This window comes from Sphingopyxis sp. OPL5, assembly GCF_003797775.2.
Classification (GTDB): Bacteria; Pseudomonadota; Alphaproteobacteria; order Sphingomonadales; family Sphingomonadaceae; genus Sphingopyxis.
The window spans coordinates 4,345,509-4,362,535 of the sequence record NZ_CP060725.1 but is presented as its reverse complement, the minus strand read 5'-3'; the positions used below and the strand labels follow the sequence as shown (position 1 = coordinate 4,362,535).

Sequence of the window (17,027 nt, the reverse complement as noted above, 5' to 3'; positions counted from 1 at the left end):
GCTCTGCTTGACCATGTGCAGGACGAAGTGACCTTCGGCACCTTCCTTCACGCTCTAGCAGTCGACTTTGAGGCCGATCGCGCATTGGTCGATGCAGACCCCGAACAGTATAAATACGCGGCTGGACCGCTCGGATGGGAAGTGGGGACGATCTCAGACTTACTCTTTGGCGCGGCAGCGGAGGCGGGTCGCCGCCCACCATTAAGGCCGCCGGTTGCTAGCAACCCTTGGCAGCGTTGCGCCGAGATGCTGCTGATCGCAAAGATAATGGAATAGGCTGGCATCATTCGCCAAGGCGCTGACCAAAACAAAACTGGTGAACGTCCGCAATCGGTCGTGAGCTGCCTTAAATCCTCGTCATGCTGAACTTGTTTCAGCATCCATGGCCGGACTTTTCGTTCGGCGCCTCGTTCGTCGAAAGGGCAGGCCATGGATCCCGGATCAAGTCCGGGATGACGAAAGATGAGATGATCGCGATCGGTCGCCGCCCGGCTGACCCTATCGGACGGATCAAATGGTGCCGGCGCTCACTGCCCATACCCCGGCATGCCCGCCAGCCGTACCGCCTCGCGTGCCGCCGCGAACAGCGCGCCGGCCTTCGCCTCGCACTCGCGCTGTTCGTAGGCGGGGTCGCTGTCGGCGACGATGCCGGCACCGGCCTGGACGTGCATTTCGCCGTCCTTGACGATCGCGGTGCGCAGCACGATGCAGCTGTCCATATTGCCGTCGGGGGCGAAATAGCCGACGCCGCCCGCGTAAGGCCCGCGCGCGTCGGCCTCGAGTTCGGCGATGATCTGGCAGGCGCGGACCTTCGGCGCGCCGCTGACCGTGCCCGCCGGGAAGCCCGCGAACAGCGCGTCGATGGCGTCCTTGTCGGGCGCGATGCGGCCGATGACGTTCGAGACGATGTGCATGACATGGCTGTAGAATTCGACGGTATAGCTGTCGGTCACCGTCACGCTGCCGCCGACCGCCGCGCGGCCGACGTCGTTGCGGCCGAGGTCGAGCAGCATCAGATGCTCGGCGCGCTCCTTGGGATCGGCGAGCAGGCTTTCGCGGTTATACGCGTCCTCGGCGCTCGTCTTGCCGCGCGGGCGGGTGCCGGCGATCGGGCGGATCGTGATCTCGCCGTCGCGCACCCGGACGAGGATTTCGGGCGACGAGCCGATCAGCGCGAAGCCGGGGAGGTCGAGGAAATAGAGGAAAGGCGAGGGGTTGATGCGGCGAAGCGCGCGATAGAGGTCGAAGGGCGGCAGGTCGAACGGGTTCGAAAAGCGCTGCGACAGCACGACCTGGAAGATGTCACCCGCCGCGATATAGTCTTTCGCGGTCGCCACCATTGCGGCGAAATGCTCGGGCGTGGTCGCGGGATTGGCGGCGATGGTCGCCGGGTCGGTGAGCGTGGTCGCGTGCTCGGCATGCGGATTGCCGGTCGCGAGGCGCGCGGCGATGGCGTCGAGCTTGTCCTGCGCGGCGTCGATCGCGCGGTCGATCGGCGCATCGTCGTCGGGCCAGATCGGGGCGATGAGGAAAAGTTCGTCGGCGAGCCGGTCGAAGACGAGGATCACCGTCGGGCGCACGAAGACCATGTCGGGCAGGCCGAGCCCGGCGCCCGGCGCGCGCGGGATGCGCTCGACGAGGCCGAAGGTTTCATAGGCGAAGAAGCCGACGAGCGTCGCGAGCGCCTTGGGCAGCGCATCGGGCACGTCGAAACGGCACTCGGCGACGAGGTCGCGCAGCGCTTGCAGCGCCGGAGCGGCGACGGGCACGAAATTTTCGCGGTCACGCTGCCAGTCGCGGTTGATGCGCGCGGCGTCGCCGCGTACCTCGAACATCAAATCGGGATCGAGCCCGATCAGGCTGTAACGGCCGCGCGTTTCGCCGCTTTCGACCGATTCGAGCACCCAGTCGCCGCGTCCCGGCGCGATCAGCTTGAGCGCCGCCGACACCGGGGTTTCGACATCGGCGATCAGCCGCTGCCAGACGACCGCGCCGCGGCCCCCGGCCAGCGCTTCGAGCGCGGCAGCTCTACCCTCCAGGCTCACCCTTATTCGGCGACCGGTGCGTCGCCGGTCAGCTCCTTGCGCAGCTGGTCGATCAGCTTCTGGTTGAGCTTGACCCCGACGCGCTTGCGGGCGTCCTGCATCATCTGGGCGACGAGTTCGTTGCCGAAGGCCGGGCCGAGCGGGCCGGCGATCGCGGCGACGCGTTCGGGCTGGATATCCTTCGGGTTCGGACGCTCGACCTTGCCGAGCGCGATCACCATCCAGCCGCGGTTGCCGGGGATTTCGAGCGTCTTGACGCTGCCCTGTGCCATCGAGAAGAGCAGGGCGAGTTCGGGAGGCACGCGCTGGCCGCCCGCGCCGAGTTCGGCGCGAAGCCCGCCGATCGTCTGGACGTTGCCGATGTTCGGCCCGGCGGCGCGCACCGCGTCGGCGAAGCTCTGCTTGCCGTCGACCGCCTTGACGATCGCGCGCGCCTTGTCGCGGGCGACCTTCTGCCCCTGCGCGAGCTTCCAGTCGGCGAGGAGGTCGGCGCGGATCTGAGCGAAGGGCGGCGGCGCTGCGGGGACGACCGACTTGATCGCATAGACGGCGAATTTCTCGTTCTCGACCAGCGTGGCGAGATGGGTCTCGCCCGCGTCGCTGCCCTGGAACGCCTGACTGATCATCGGCGCGAGGTCGGCTGCGAGCGCGAAGGCGGGCTGTGCAGGCGCCCGGCCGCTGGGCAGCAAGGCCGGGGTTTCGACGAGCGTGAGCTTGCGGTCGGTGGTGATCTCGTCGATCGACACGCCCTCGTTCACCGCGTCCTGAACGCCGTTGTAGAAACTGATGATCGCCTCTTCGGCCTTGCTCTTTTGAAGCTGGGCGCGGATTTCGGGGGTGGCGTCGGCGAGCGTCTTGGCTGGCGTCGCGGTGATCGTCTCGACCTGCGCGATGGTCCAGCCGAGGCCGGTCTGTGTCGGGCCGAGAATGTCGCCGCGCTTGGCGGCGAAGGCGGCCTTGGCGGCGGCGCTGTTGGTCATGCCCGAATAGGCGGTCAGCGTGACGTCGCCCGACGAACCGGCGGTGAGGCCGGCGGCCTGCGCGGCGGCGGCGATCGACGAACCGCCGCGAACCTTGGCCGCGATGCTGTTCGCGCTCGCCTGGTCGGGCGCGATGACCTGCGCGAAGCGGCGCGTCTCGGTCGCGGCGAAGCGCGCGGCGTTTGCCTTGTAGATGTCGGCGATTTCCTTGTCGGTCACCGCCGCGACCGGCGCGATGCTGCGGTCGAACACCGCATATTGCAGCACGCGGCGCTCGGGAATGCTGAAGCGGGCGCGATTCTCGCCCAGATATTTCTGCAGCACCGCGTCGCCCGGATCGGCGGTCGGGGCGAAGCTGCTGGACGGAATATAGGTCGCCTGGCCCTCGCGCCGTTCGAGCAGCAGCGCGGCATAGGGCTGCGCCATGGCGGGCGCGACGCGCGGCATGCTGCCGACCGGGACCGCGAGCTGTTCGGCGTAAATCTGTTGCGCGATGTCGCTGCGCAGCGCGGCTTCGGTGATGTTGTTCTGGCGCAGGAACGCGTCGAACACCGTCTTGTCGAAATTGCCCGATACGCCCTTGAACACCGGCAGGTCGGCGATACGGCTGTCGACGAGGCGCTTGCTGATCCCGAAGCCGAGGGTGTCGGCATATTGGGTGAAGGCCGCGCCGTCGATGAGCTGGTCGAGCGTCTGCTGGAGCCCGCCGGCCTCGACAAAGGCGTCGATCGTCAGCGTCGGCTGGTCGCGGCGTGCCTGATCGAACGAGCGGCGCACCTGGTCGCGCAGTTCGGCATAGCCGATGTCGGTATCGCCGACGCGTGCGACATTGGAGCCGCCGACCCCGCCGCCGAGCGGCGAATTGCCGCCGATATCGCCGAGCGCGAAGGCAACGCCGACGAGCGCGACGAAGGCGAGGGCGAGAATCTTGCCGATCGTGGAGGAAAAGAGGCTGCGGATCGCGGTAATCATCGAAGGGGCAATCTTTCGAATAGGGTGCGCGGGCGCGCAATTCGGTGCGGCTTTAGGCGGGTCGGGCAGCGGCATCAAGGCGCGAAAGTGGCCCGGCGCGCCGCAGGCGCGTCTTGCCTAGCGCCATCGCCCACCGCTAGGGGCGTCGCAACCGGAACAACAGCGAGAGGAAATGGCGATGGCGCGGCGCAAATATGTGGTCGGCAACTGGAAGATGAACGGCGTGTCGGCATCGCTCGCCGAGGCGCAGGCGATCTTCGCCGCCGCCGCCGAGCACAAGGCGGTCGATGTCGCGCTTTGCCCGCCCTTCACGCTGATCGGCGCGATGGTCGCCGCCGTGCCGGGCGGGGCGGTCGGCGGGCAGGATTGCCACAGCGCCGCGTCGGGCGCCTTTACCGGATCGGTCGCCGCGGCGATGCTCGCCGATGCCGGCGCCAGCCTGGTGATCGTCGGACACAGCGAACGCCGCGAAGGCTGCGGCGAGAGCGACGCCGATGTAAAAGCGAAGGCCGAGGCGGCGCTGGGCGCCGGACTCGATGTCATCCTGTGCGTCGGCGAGCCGCGCGTGGTCCGCGAATCGGGCGGCGCGATCGATCATGTGCTGGCGCAGGTGCGGGAATCGCTGCCCGACAGTTTCGATCCGACGCGGCTCGCGATCGCCTATGAACCGATCTGGGCGATCGGCACCGGGCTGGTGCCGACGACCGAGGATGTCGCGGCGATGCACGGATCGATCCGCGCCGCGCTGTCCGCGCGGATCGGCACGGGATCGGACGTGCTGCGGCTGCTCTATGGCGGGTCGGTCAATGGCGACAATGCCGCCGAATTGCTGGGCGCCGGCGACGTCGACGGCGCGCTGGTCGGCGGCGCGAGCCTGACGGCGGGCAAGTTCCTGCCGATCGTCGCGGCGGGAGGGAGCCTCTCTCAATAGGCTTCCAAGTCCGCTCGCATCGAGCGCAGTCGAGATGCCGATCGGTCGCGCGCGGTCGCGGGGTGTCTCGACTTCGCTCGACACGAATGGGAAAGGAGAGGGCCGACAGCATCGTTTTTCTTGCGTGGACCCTGGCTGGTCCTTGCGGGTTGAAGATTTCGCGCGCCATCTCTATGTGCACCGCCAGATTGGCCCATTTGCGGCACCCCGTTTCAGGATGATATGATGTCGAACCTCTTCACCTTCCTGCTTGTCGTCCAGGCCGTCGTGGCGGCCGCGATGATCGGCGTCATCCTGATGCAGAAGTCGGAAGGTGGCGGGCTTGGTGTCGGTGGCAGCCCCGCGGGTCTGTTGTCGGCGCGCGGCGCGGCCGATTTCATGACGCGCGCCACGACGATCCTCGCGACGGCGTTCGTCGGCCTGTCGATCGTGCTCGCCGCCATGGCTTCGGTCGGCGGTTCGGGCAGCACCACGCTCGACACCTCGCTGTCGAAATCGGCGCAGCCCGCAAGCGGTGCGGCGACCGGGCTGACCGCCCCGGCGCAGGCCCCCGCGAACGGCGCCCCGGCGCAGGCACTGCCGAGCGACGATCCGCTGGCCGCCGCCGCGGCGGCCGCCGCTGCCGAAACGCCCCCCGCCGCACCGCCGGCTCCCGCCAAGAAATAAGCGGCGGCGCCGCAAGGCGCCTCCCGCTGCCCGCATTCGTGCGCGGCGGAATTATTTCCGCCGTTTGCGATTCGACGGCTTGCGCCGTCCCCCTCCTGTTGAGTAAGTCTTTCCTCCCATGGCGCGGTTCATTTTTATCACCGGCGGCGTGGTCTCCTCGCTTGGCAAAGGTTTGATGGCGGCAAGCCTCGCGGCTTTGCTGCAAGCGCGCGGCTATCGCGTCCGTATCCGGAAATTCGATCCCTATCTGAACGTCGATCCGGGGACGATGTCGCCCTATCAGCATGGCGAAGTCTATGTGACCGACGACGGCGCCGAGACCGACCTCGATCTTGGCCATTACGAGCGCTTCACCGGCGTCGCGGCGCGGCAGAGCGATAACGTCACCTCGGGCCGTATCTATCAGCAGATCATCACCAAGGAACGCCGCGGCGACTATCTGGGCGCGACGGTGCAGGTCGTCCCGCACGTCACCGACGCGATCAAAGCGTTCGCGCGGACCGACATCGACGACCTCGATTTCGTGCTGTGCGAAATCGGCGGCACGGTCGGCGACATCGAATCGCTGCCGTTCATCGAGGCGATCCGCCAGCTGCGCAACGAGGAAGGCCGCGACAAGACGCTGTCGGTCCATGTCACGCTGGTGCCGTACATCGCCGCCGCAGGCGAATTGAAGACCAAGCCGACCCAGCACAGCGTGCGCGAACTCGCGTCGCTGGGCGTCCAGCCCGACATCCTGCTCTGCCGCTGCGAAAAGCCGCTGCCCGATGGCGAGCGCGCCAAGATCGCGCAATTCTGCAACGTGCGGAAGGAAGCGGTGATCCCCGCGCTCGACGCCGACAGCATCTATTCGGTGCCGGTGCAATATCATGGCGAAGGCCTCGACAACGAAGTGCTGCGCGCCTTTGGTATCCACGATGCGCCCGACCCCGACCTGACGCGCTGGTTCGACATCATGGACCGCAAGCAGCACCCCGAGGGCGAAGTGACGATCGGCGTCGTCGGCAAATATGTCTCGCTGCCCGATGCGTACAAGAGCCTGAACGAGGCGCTGGTCCATGGCGGCATGGCGAACCGGGTCAAGGTCAACATCCGCTGGCTCGATGCCGAGATGTTCGAAAGCGGCGAGGATCTCGCCGCCAATCTCGAGCCGCTGCACGGCATCCTCGTCCCCGGCGGCTTTGGCGAGCGTGGGTCCGAAGGCAAGATTTCGAGCGTGCGCTTCGCGCGCGAACGGGGCGTGCCCTTCTTCGGCATCTGCCTTGGCATGCAGATGGCGTGCATCGAGGGCGCGCGCAACACGAGCGGTATCGCGGCGGCATCGAGCACCGAATTCGGCAAGACCGACGAGCCGGTGGTCGGCATGATCACCGAATGGATGAGCGATGAAGGGCTGCAGCAGCGCGGCGCCGACACCGACCTTGGCGGCACGATGCGGCTGGGCGCCTATGAAGCGAAGCTGTCGCCGAACAGCCATGTCGCGGCGGTCTATGGCGCCAATGCGATCAGCGAGCGCCACCGCCATCGCTATGAGGTCAACGGCGCCTATCGCGAGCGGCTCGAATCGGGCGGTCTCGTTTTTTCGGGCATGTCGCCCGACGGCATGCTACCCGAAATCGTCGAGCGGCCGGATCATCCCTGGTTTATCGGGGTGCAATTCCATCCGGAACTCAAGTCGAAACCCTTCGATCCGCACCCGCTGTTCGCGGGGTTCATCGAAGCGGCGGTGAAGCACAGCCGGCTGGTCTGACGCCGGGCAACAGGGGCAACGGGGCTTATGGATCACGCGAAACTCGCCGAGCTACAGGGCCCCGACAGCATATTTTCCGGCCTGTCGGTCGAGGATTGGGCCGACATCGCGAGCCGCGCGGTGCAGATCAACTTCGTCAAGGGCAGGGAATTGCTCGTCCAGGGCGATCCCGGCGACATGATGCTGATCCTGACCGAAGGCACGGCGCGCGTGTCGATGCTGACCGCCGGGGGACGCGAGATTGTGCTCGCCTATGCCGAACCCGGCGCGGTACTGGGCGAGATCGCGCTGCTCGACGGCGGCGAACGCACCGCTTCGGTCACCGCGACGAGCGCGGGCAGCGCGCTCCAACTCGGCCGCAACGCGCTGCGCGATTTTGCCACCAGCCACCCCGATTTCGCCTGGTCGCTGATGCAGCAGCTGGCGCGGCGGCTGCGCACCGCCGACCAGACGATCGAAAGCGACCGCGCCTATGCGTCGGGGCCGCGGCTGGCGCGCTACCTCAAGCGCCTGATTCGCAAGGACAGCATCGAGACGACGCACCGCGTCGAACTCAGTCAGACCGAACTCGGCAATTTCGCGGGGATGAGCCGCGAACATATCAACCGCCAATTGCGCAGCTGGGAGGAATCGGGGGTCATCTCGCTCGAACAGGGGCGGGTGCGCGTGCTCGATACCGACATGCTCGAGGATATCAGCGAGAGCGAGGGATAGAATCACAACGCCCGGGCCTCGATCTCGAGACCCGGGCGCCTGTGACGAACTACCGCCATCCCCCTTTGCGTGGACGAGGCGAAGCGTCCACACTCCCTGAAACCGGGCCTTTAGCCGCGTGATCCAGAAGTCATCGGGCTAGGCTCCCGGGCGCCGCTTGTCACCCTCTGGCAGTTAGCTTGCGATGCTTTTGCGCAGCCCTGTGGCCGATGGGCAACAGATTTTGCGAATCACTCGCAAGGACTCCCCGCTTACGGCGCCCATTGCCAGCAACCGGGAGGCCCCCTAAAGCGGCGCTATGACGGCATTTTCCAGCGCGTTTCACGGACCGACCCTATGATCCTGCGTCCCTATGAACGCACCATCTTCAAACGTTATCTGCTTCCGGCGCGCGGCGAGGGGTTCATCTTCGTCGCCGCGTCGTTCAGCTTCGTCGCGGTGATGCTCGGCGTCGCGGCGCTCGTCATCGTGATGAGCGTCGTGAACGGGGTGCGCGGCGAGTTGTTCGACAAGATCGTCGGACTCAATGGCCATGCGGTGGTGCAGGGCTTTGGCGGCCGCATCGATAATTGGCGCGACGTGCTGAAAGAGGTGCGCGCGACCCCCGGGGTGACGTCGGCGACGCCGATCATCGAACAACCGCTGCTGACCACCTTCAACGGCCGGGTCGAGGGCGTCGCGGTGCGCGGCATGCTGGTCGACGACATCCGCAAGAACGACGTGCTGAAGGGCGAGGTGCTGCAGGGCAATCTCAATCGCCTGACCGACGGGTCGGGCGAGGTAGCGCTGGGGTCCGAACTGGCGCGCAACCTGGGCGCGAACGTCGGGTCGCAGATCACGATCATCAACCCCGCCGGGCGGTCGACCCCGTTCGGGACGGTGCCGCGCGAGATCAGCTATTCGGTCGGGGCGATCTTCGAGATCGGGGTCTATGACTTCGACAAAAGCTATATCATCATGCCGATGGCCGATGCGCAGTTGCTGCTGCTGACCGGCGACCAGATCGGAATCATCAAGGTTCAGACCGAGAATGCCGACAAGGTCGGCGAAATCCTTGCGCCGCTGTCGCAAAAACTCGCGGCGACGGCGATCGTCGCCGACTGGCGGTCGACCAACAGCAGCCTGTTCGAGGCGCTGGAGGTCGAGCGCGTCGCGCTGTTCGTGATCCTGTCGCTGATCATCCTCGTCGCGGCGTTCAACATCGTGTCGTCGCTGATCATGCTGGTGCGCGCCAAGACGCGCGACATCGCGATCATCCGCACGATGGGCGCGCCGCGCGATTCGGTGCTGCGCATCTTCGTCGCGATCGGCGTGGCGATCGGGGTCGGCGGGACGCTGGTCGGGCTGATCCTCGGCTTTGTCGCGCTCTATTTCCGCAAGGGGATATTGAACGGGATCGGCTATTTGTCGGGGCAGAATCTGTGGGATCCGTCGGTGCGGTTCCTGACCGAATTGCCGTCGAAACCCAATCCGGTCGAGATCGGGGTGGTGGTGGTGATGACGATCGTCTTCAGCTTCCTCGCGACGCTCTATCCGGCGTTCAAGGCCGCGAATACCGATCCGGTGCAGGTGCTGCGCTATGAATGATATTTTGCAGCTGACCGCGCTGACGCGCCATTTCGAACAGGGCGGTGCGCGCATCGATGTGCTGCGCGGCATCGATGCCCGGTTGCGTCCGGGGGAGATCGTGGCGCTGCTCGGCCCGTCGGGCTCGGGCAAGTCGACCTTGCTGCAGGCGGTCGGGCTGCTCGAAGGCGGCTTTGGCGGCAAGATCATGATCGACGGCGAGGATGCGACGCGCTTCGACCAGGGCGAGCGCACCAAGACGCGGCGCGAGAAGATCGGCTTCGTCTATCAATTCCACCACCTGCTGCCCGATTTCAACGCGATCGAGAATGTCGTGCTGCCGCAGCTGATCCGGGGTGCCAAACAGGCCGAGGCGGAGGCGCGTGCCGAGGAACTGTTGACCCGGCTGGGGCTGGGCGAGCGGTTGCATCATAAGCCGAGCAAGCTGTCGGGCGGCGAGCAGCAACGCGTCGCGGTCGCGCGTGCGCTGGCCAACCGGCCTTTGCTGGTGCTCGCAGACGAGCCGACCGGCAATCTCGACGAGGCGACCGCGGACCGGGTGTTCGACCAGTTCGTCGCGCTGGTGCGCGACAATGGATCGGCGGCGCTGGTCGCGACGCACAACGAGCGGCTCGCGGCGCGGATGGACCGCGTCCTGCGCCTGCACGAAGGGCGGATCGAAGAAGAAATCATCATGGCGGATCTGAGGGGAGGGCGAGATGGGACTTTATGATCTTTCGGCAAAGCTGCCGGGCGGCGGCACGCAATCGCTGGGCGATTATCAGGGCAAGGTGCTGCTGATCGTCAACACCGCGTCGAAATGCGGTTTCACCCCGCAATATGAGGGGCTGGAGGAACTGTACCGCGACTATAAGGACCGCGGGCTCGAAATCCTCGCCTTTCCGTGCAACCAGTTCGGCGCACAGGAGCCCGGCGATGCGGCGGAAATCGCGAATTTCTGTTCCTTGACCTATGACGTCTCCTTCCCGCTGATGGCGAAGATCGACGTCAATGGCAGCGATGCCGACCCGATCTTCAAGCATTTGAAGAAGGAGCAGACCGGCCTGCTCGGCAGCGGGATCAAGTGGAATTTCACCAAGTTCCTGGTCGGTCGCGACGGCAAGGTGGTGTCGCGCCACGCGCCGACGACCAAGCCCGAAGCTTTGCGCAAAGAGATCGAGGAATTGCTCGGCTGAGGAGTTGCCGGTGGCGGGGATGAAGCGGACGACGCGGATGGTCCTGAAGCGGTTCGCGATCATCTGCGCATGGCTTGCCGTCTATTTTGTGGTGCGCGAAAATTTCGGGTGGACAGGCGTTCTCCTGCTCGTGCCGATCGCCTTCGCGATCGGATATGTCGTACCGGTGATCGCGCGAAAATGGGCGGAGCGCGACGCGATTAAATGAGTGCCGGAGACCGTATCGGGCCTTCCCCGAATCGTCACATATGCCTAGCGTCATTCGATGGCCTACAGCCCCTTTGTCCCCCTGCGCGTCTTTTCCAGTTACACGATGCTGGAGGGGGCGATCGACCCGAAAGCCATTGCGAAAGCGGCGCGCGAGCGCGGATTTCCGGCGGTAGCGATCTGCGACCGTAACGGGCTGTACGGCGCGATGGCGTTCGGCGAGGCGTGCAAGGCGGCGGGCGTCCAGCCGATCGTCGGCATTTTCCTCAGCGTCGCGCGGCCCGGGCCGCGACTCGCCAATGGCGCACCGCAGATCGACTGGATCGCGCTCTATGCGCAGGACGAGGCGGGCTATAACAATCTGTGCGCGCTGGTGTCCGATGCGCATCTCGGCCGCCCGGTCGACCAGGATCCGCATGTCACCTTCGCCAAGCTCGCGGGACGCACCGACGGGCTGATCTGCCTGACTGGCGGCGGGGAGGGCGCGCTCGTGAAATTGCTCGCGGGCGAACAGAAGACGGCGGCGGACGATTATATCGAACAGCTCGAAGCGCTGTTCGGCGGGCGACTCTATATCGAGCTGTCGCGGCGCGGCGATGCGGCCGAGAAGACGGCCGAAAAGGCGCTGATCGACATGGCCTATGCGCGCGCGCTGCCGATCGTCGCAACCAACCCGGCGTCGTTCGTCGAGCCGCAATTCCACGCCGCGCATGACGCGATGCTGTGCATCGCGCAATCGGCCTATGTCGAGAGCGAGGATCGGCGCGTGTCGAGCCCCGAAGCCTGGCTGAAGCCCGCCGAGGCGATGGAAGACGCGTTTTCGGATTTACCCGAGGCGATGCGCAACAGCCTTGTCATTGCACAGCGCTGCGCCTTCATGGCACCCAAACGCGCGCCGATCCTGCCCAGCCTCGCCGGCGACCGCGAGGGCGAGGCGGCGCAGCTTGCTGTCGATGCGCGCGCTGGGCTGGAGGCGCGGCTGGCGCTCTATCCCGAGCTCGGCGACGAAGAGCGGCAGGCCTATGTCGAACGCCTCGACTTTGAGGTCGGGGTCATCGTCCAGATGGGTTTCCCCGGCTACTTCCTGATCGTTGCCGACTTCATCAAATGGGCCAAAGCGCATGATATCCCGGTCGGGCCGGGGCGCGGATCGGGCGCGGGCAGCGTCGTCGCCTGGGCGCTGACGATCACCGACCTCGACCCGCTCAAACTGGGGTTGCTGTTCGAACGCTTCCTCAATCCCGAACGCGTGTCGATGCCCGACTTCGATATCGACTTCTGCGAAACGCGGCGCGGCGAGGTGATCCGCTATGTGCAGGAGAAATATGGCCGCGATACCGTCGCGCAGATCATCACCTTCGGTAAGCTGAAGGCGCGGGCGGTGCTGAAGGACACCGGGCGCGTGCTCCAGATGAGCTATGGGCAGGTCGACCGGCTCGCGAAGCTGGTGCCCAACCATCCGACCGATCCCTGGACGCTCGAACGCGCGCTGAACGGCGTCGCCGAGCTGATGACCGAATATAAGCAGGACGACGGGGTGCGTCGGCTGTTCGACATGGCGCGCCAGCTCGAAGGCCTGCCGCGCCACAGTTCGACCCATGCCGCGGGCGTGGTGATCGGCGACCGGCCGCTCGACCAACTCGTCCCGCTCTACCGCGATCCGCGCTCGGACATGCCGGTGACGCAGTTCGACATGAAATATGTCGAGAGCGCGGGGCTGGTGAAGTTCGACTTTCTCGGTCTCAAGACGTTGTCGGTGCTCAAGGAAGCGAAGCGCCTGCTCGCGCTGCGCGGGATCGACGTCGATCTCGATACGCTCGAATGGGACGATGTGGCCGTGTACGAGCTGCTCCAGCGCGGCGAGACGGTCGGGGTGTTCCAGCTGGAATCCGAAGGCATGCGGCGCACGCTGGCGGCGGTGAAGCCGACCAATTTCGGCGACATCATCGCGCTCGTCGCGCTGTATCGCCCGGGGCCGATGGACAATATCCCGCTGTTCGGCGCGCGCAAGAACGGGCGCGAGGCGATCGCCTATCCGCACCCGCTGCTCGAGGGTATCCTCGCCGAAACCTACGGCATCTTCGTCTATCAGGAACAGGTGATGCAGGCGGCGCAGATTCTCGCCGGCTACAGCCTCGGCGGCGCAGATTTGCTGCGCCGCGCGATGGGCAAGAAGGTCCAGGCCGAGATGGACGCGCAGCGCGAGACCTTCGTCACCGGCTGCGGCGAGCACAACCAGATCGCGCCCAAGGCGGCGAACGAGCTGTTCGACTTGATCGACAAATTCGCGGGCTATGGCTTCAACAAGAGCCACGCGGCGGCTTATGCGTTGCTATCGTACCAGACGGCCTGGCTGAAGGCGCATTATCCGCACGAATTTTTCGCGGCATCGATGTCGTTCGACAGCCACCAGACCGACAAGCTTTCGATCTTCATCGACGATATGCGGCGGCTGGGCGTCGGCATCGCGCCGCCCTCGATCAACGACAGCGAAGCCGATTTCTCGGTCGGCGAGGCGGACGACGGGTTGGCGGTGCGTTACGCGCTCGGCGCGCTGAAGGGGGTCGGCGAGAAGGCGATGGAGGCGCTGGTCGCCGAGCGCCGCGCGCATGGCGACTTCGCGAGCCTCGACGATTTTGCCGGGCGGATCGACCCCAAGCAGCTCAACCGTCGCCAGATCGAGGCGCTCGCGGGCGGCGGGGCGTTCGACCCGGTCGAGCCCGAACGGCCGCGCGCTTTTGCCGGCGCCGAGGCGTTGCTCGCCTGCGCCAACAGTTCGGCGCACGAGCGATCGACCGGGCAGGGCGGGTTGTTCGGCGGCGACATCGCGATCGCCCCGGCGCTGCAACTGCCGACCGCCGAACCCTGGACGCTCGGCGAGCGGATGACGCGCGAGAAGGAGGCGTTCGGCTTTTATTTCTCGGCGCATCCGGTCGAGAATTATGAGGCGATCATCGCCGCCCGCGGGGCGCGGAGTTACGGTGACATCTGCACCAATGTCGCGATGACCCCGGGAACACGCATCCCGATGATGATGGCGGCGATGGTCGAAAGCGCGCGCCCGCGCATGTCGCAGCGCGGCAATCGTTTCCTCAACCTGACGCTGTCCGACCGTAGCGGTCAGTTCCAGTCGAGCTGCTTCGACGAGCAGGCGGGCAAGATATTGGAAGCGCTGGCGGTCGACGGCGGCTGTGCGATGCTGAGCGTCGAGCTCGATCTGCTCGAAGGCGAAGAGACGCCGCGCGTGACGGTGCGCGGGGCGCAGCCGCTCGCCGATATCGCCGCAACCGCCGCGTTGCAGCTCGAATGCCGGATCGAGACGGCGAGCGCGATCGCAGACCTCGCGCGCTTTGCCGAGCAGCGCGAGGATGCGCGCGGGACAATCGTCATCACGACGCTCGATCCCGATACCGGTCTGGATATCCGGATCAACCTCGGGCGCCGCTTTGCGCTCGACCCCGACCTCGTCGCGCGGCTCGAAACGGTCGCCGGGGTGACCGATCCGAAGCTGTCGCTCGTCGCACCGCGCGATTTTCGGGTGCGCTAGCCCGATGACGCGAACGACCTGTGGCTCCTGCCTCTGCGGCGCCGTCCGCTTCGAGATTTCGGGCGAGTTTGACGCCTTTTTCCTCTGTCACTGCTCACGGTGCCGGAAGGATAGCGGCTCGGCGCACGCAGCGAACCTGTTCTCGTCGAGCGCGACGATCGCCTGGCTGGCGGGGAAAGAGACCGCCAAATCCTGGCGCCTTCCCGGCAGCCGCCACGAGCGGAGCTTTTGCAGCGCGTGCGGCAGCGCGCTGCCGAGCGTGCAGATGGACGGCGCCATGCTTGTCGTGCCGGCGGGGAGCCTCGACGATCCGGTCGCCATCCGGCCGACCGCGCATATCAGCTGTGCGAGCCGCGCGGACTGGGATGTCGAACTGGAGCATGTCGCGAAACTGGACGGGCTGCCCGGCTGAGGCGCGCCGGTGACGGCAGGAAAATGCGCCTTTGGCCTTGCGCGGCGCGCCCTGCCGCCTCTATTCCAAGGCAAAATCATAAAGAGGATGCCCCTATGTCCATGCAAGGCCAGCCGTTACTCGTCACCAGCCTGATCGATCACGCCGCGCGCGAGCATGCGTCGCGCGAAATCGTGTCGCGCTGGGCCGACGGCAGTGTGACGCGCTCGACCTGGGGCGAGGTCGGCAAGGATGCGCGCCGCTTCGCCGCAGCGATGACGAAGCTGGGCATCGCCAAGGGCGACCGCATCGCGACGCTGGCGATGAACCACGGCCATCATCTGGTCAGCTGGTACGGCAGCGCGGGGTTGGGCGGGGTGTTGCACACCGTGAACCCGCGGCTGTTCGACGAGCAACTCGTCTATATCATCAACCACGCCGCCGACCGCGTGCTGTTGTTCGACGCGATGTTCCTGCCGATCGTCGAGCGGCTGCGCGACCAGTTGCCGACGGTCGAGCATTTCATCCTGTTCGATGCGCCCGCGCAGGGCGATTATAAATCCTACCGCGAGCTGATCGGCGCCGAGGACGGCCGTTTCCAGTGGGTCGACCTCGACGAACGCGATCCGGTCGGACTCTGTTACACCAGCGGCACGACGGGCAATCCGAAGGGTGTGCTCTATGAGCATCGCTCGAACGTCATCCACGCGATCACCGAGATCCAGCCCGATGTGTTCGACATGTCGAACCGCAGCGTGGTGCTGCCGATCGTGCCGATGTTCCATGCCAACAGCTGGGGAATCCCCTTCGCCGCCGCCACTGTCGGCGCGAAGCTGGTGTTTTCGGCGAGCAACGATGCGCAGGTCCTTTGCGACCTGATCCATAATGAAGGCGTGACGCACAGCGCGGGCGTGCCGACGGTGTGGATCGCGATGTTCGCGCATATGGACAAGACCGGCATCGGCTATGGCAAGCTCGCGCGGGTGATCATCGGCGGTTCGGCGTGCCCGCGCGCCATGATCGAACGCTTCATGAAGGACGATATCGAGGTCGCCCACGCGTGGGGCATGACCGAAACGTCGCCGATCGGCACCATGGGCAAGCGCCCGTGGAACTGGGACGCGATGAGCTTCGACGAAAAGGTCGACAATGTCGCCAAGCAGGGTTGCCCGCCTTTTGGTGTCGAGCTGCGGATCGTTGATGACGAGGATCAGATCCTGCCGCGCGACGGCGAGACGAGCGGGAGGCTGCAGATCCGCGGGCCGTGGATCATCCAACGCTATTACCGCGCCGATGAGGATGCGGCCGACGAAGACGGCTGGTTCGACACCGGCGATGTCGCGCTGATCCACCCCGATGGCGTCATGCAGATCACCGACCGCGCCAAGGACGTCATCAAGTCGGGCGGCGAATGGATCAGCTCGATCGAATTGGAAAATGCCGCGCTCGGTGCACCGGGGGTGCAGGAGGCGGCGGCGGTCGGCGTCTATCACCCCAAATGGGACGAACGGCCGGTGCTGCTGGTTGTGAAGAAACCGGGGGCTGATGTCAGCGAGGCGAGCATTACCGCCTATCTGGGCGACAAGATCGCCAAATGGTGGCTGCCCGACGAGGTGATCTTCGTCGACGCCCTGCCGCACACCGCGACCGGCAAGCTGCTCAAGCGCCAGCTGCGCGAGGATTATAAGGACTATCGGCTGAAGTCGCTGGCTGCTGCGTGAGACCCCGTCGCCCCCGCGAAGGCGGGGGCCGCTGGCGGCACGAATCAACCGTTGATGGTCTCGAACAGGTCGGCCCATTCAGGATTCGCTTCGGAAATAAGGCGTAGTTTCCAGACGCGGTTCCATTTCTTCAAGGCCTTTTCGCGAACGATGGCTTCGTCGATCCGGTCGAACGGTTCAGCATGGACCAGCGGTCCAGTCCCCATTTCTTGCAAAATTTAGACCCCGTGCCAGAGCGGTGCGCGAAAATTCGAGCCGGCAAATTGTCCGTCACGCCGATGTACAGGATGCCCATTGGCTTGTTGGTCATGATGTAGACATAGGCGTTTCTCATCGGCCCT

General features: G+C 65.8%; 13 protein-coding genes and 1 pseudogene. 11 read left to right on the top strand and 3 right to left on the bottom strand.

Features of this window, described 5'->3' with window-relative positions; translation table 11 throughout:
• Nucleotides 1–527: 527 nt before the first annotated feature.
• Complete coding sequence (gene trpE / locus EEB18_RS20965; RefSeq protein WP_262408029.1) at nt 528–2,045, bottom strand: anthranilate synthase component I; 1,518 nt, start codon at nt 2,043–2,045, stop codon at nt 528–530.
• Between the two features lie 2 nt (nt 2,046–2,047).
• On the bottom strand, nt 2,048–3,997 hold the full coding sequence (locus EEB18_RS20960) for a peptidylprolyl isomerase (RefSeq protein ID WP_187141527.1): 1,950 nt from the start codon (nt 3,995–3,997) through the stop codon (nt 2,048–2,050).
• A gap of 178 nt (nt 3,998–4,175) precedes the next feature.
• On the opposite strand from EEB18_RS20960, the gene tpiA reads away from it, so the two are divergent.
• The 11 genes from tpiA (at nt 4,176) to EEB18_RS20905 (ending at nt 16,686) form a co-directional block, all read left to right on the top strand.
• On the top strand, nt 4,176–4,928 hold the full coding sequence (gene tpiA / locus EEB18_RS20955) for a triose-phosphate isomerase (protein ID WP_187141528.1): 753 nt from the start codon (nt 4,176–4,178) through the stop codon (nt 4,926–4,928).
• Between the two features lie 225 nt (nt 4,929–5,153).
• Nucleotides 5,154–5,594 carry a preprotein translocase subunit SecG gene (secG, locus tag EEB18_RS20950; protein WP_262408028.1) on the top strand — a complete coding sequence of 147 codons (441 nt, stop codon included), beginning with the start codon at nt 5,154–5,156 and terminating at the stop codon, nt 5,592–5,594.
• Nucleotides 5,595–5,712: 118 nt separating this feature from the next.
• On the top strand, nt 5,713–7,344 hold the full coding sequence (locus EEB18_RS20945; protein WP_056347848.1) for a CTP synthase: 1,632 nt from the start codon (nt 5,713–5,715) through the stop codon (nt 7,342–7,344).
• A 27-nt stretch (nt 7,345–7,371) separates the two neighbouring features.
• Nucleotides 7,372–8,058, top strand: a complete 687-nt coding sequence (locus EEB18_RS20940) for a Crp/Fnr family transcriptional regulator (protein WP_056347846.1) — start codon at nt 7,372–7,374, stop codon at nt 8,056–8,058.
• Between the two features lie 336 nt (nt 8,059–8,394).
• A complete protein-coding gene (locus tag EEB18_RS20935; protein ID WP_187141530.1) occupies nt 8,395–9,645 on the top strand; it encodes a lipoprotein-releasing ABC transporter permease subunit in 1,251 nt (416 codons plus the stop codon).
• Entirely contained in the window at nt 9,638–10,357 is a 720-nt protein-coding gene (locus EEB18_RS20930) for an ABC transporter ATP-binding protein (protein WP_187141531.1), read from the top strand. Before EEB18_RS20935 ends, EEB18_RS20930 begins: the two co-directional genes overlap by 8 nt.
• A complete protein-coding gene (locus EEB18_RS20925; protein ID WP_187141532.1) occupies nt 10,344–10,820 on the top strand; it encodes a glutathione peroxidase in 477 nt (158 codons plus the stop codon). Before EEB18_RS20930 ends, EEB18_RS20925 begins: the two co-directional genes overlap by 14 nt.
• Before the next feature lie 10 nt (nt 10,821–10,830).
• A complete protein-coding gene (locus EEB18_RS20920) occupies nt 10,831–11,028 on the top strand; it encodes a hypothetical protein (protein ID WP_187141533.1) in 198 nt (65 codons plus the stop codon).
• Between the two features lie 57 nt (nt 11,029–11,085).
• The gene (gene dnaE, locus EEB18_RS20915; protein ID WP_187141534.1) at nt 11,086–14,574 is read left to right on the top strand and encodes a DNA polymerase III subunit alpha; all 3,489 of its coding nucleotides are present in this window, start codon (nt 11,086–11,088) and stop codon (nt 14,572–14,574) included.
• Nucleotides 14,575–14,578: 4 nt separating this feature from the next.
• On the top strand, nt 14,579–14,986 hold the full coding sequence (locus EEB18_RS20910; RefSeq protein ID WP_187141535.1) for a GFA family protein: 408 nt from the start codon (nt 14,579–14,581) through the stop codon (nt 14,984–14,986).
• 95 nt (nt 14,987–15,081) lie between these two features.
• A complete protein-coding gene (locus EEB18_RS20905) occupies nt 15,082–16,686 on the top strand; it encodes a long-chain fatty acid--CoA ligase (protein WP_187141536.1) in 1,605 nt (534 codons plus the stop codon).
• Between the two features lie 44 nt (nt 16,687–16,730).
• Here EEB18_RS20905 and EEB18_RS20900 read toward each other — a convergent pair.
• A pseudogene (locus EEB18_RS20900) lies at nt 16,731–17,020 on the bottom strand (GIY-YIG nuclease family protein).
• Between the last annotated feature and the right edge of the window lie 7 nt (nt 17,021–17,027).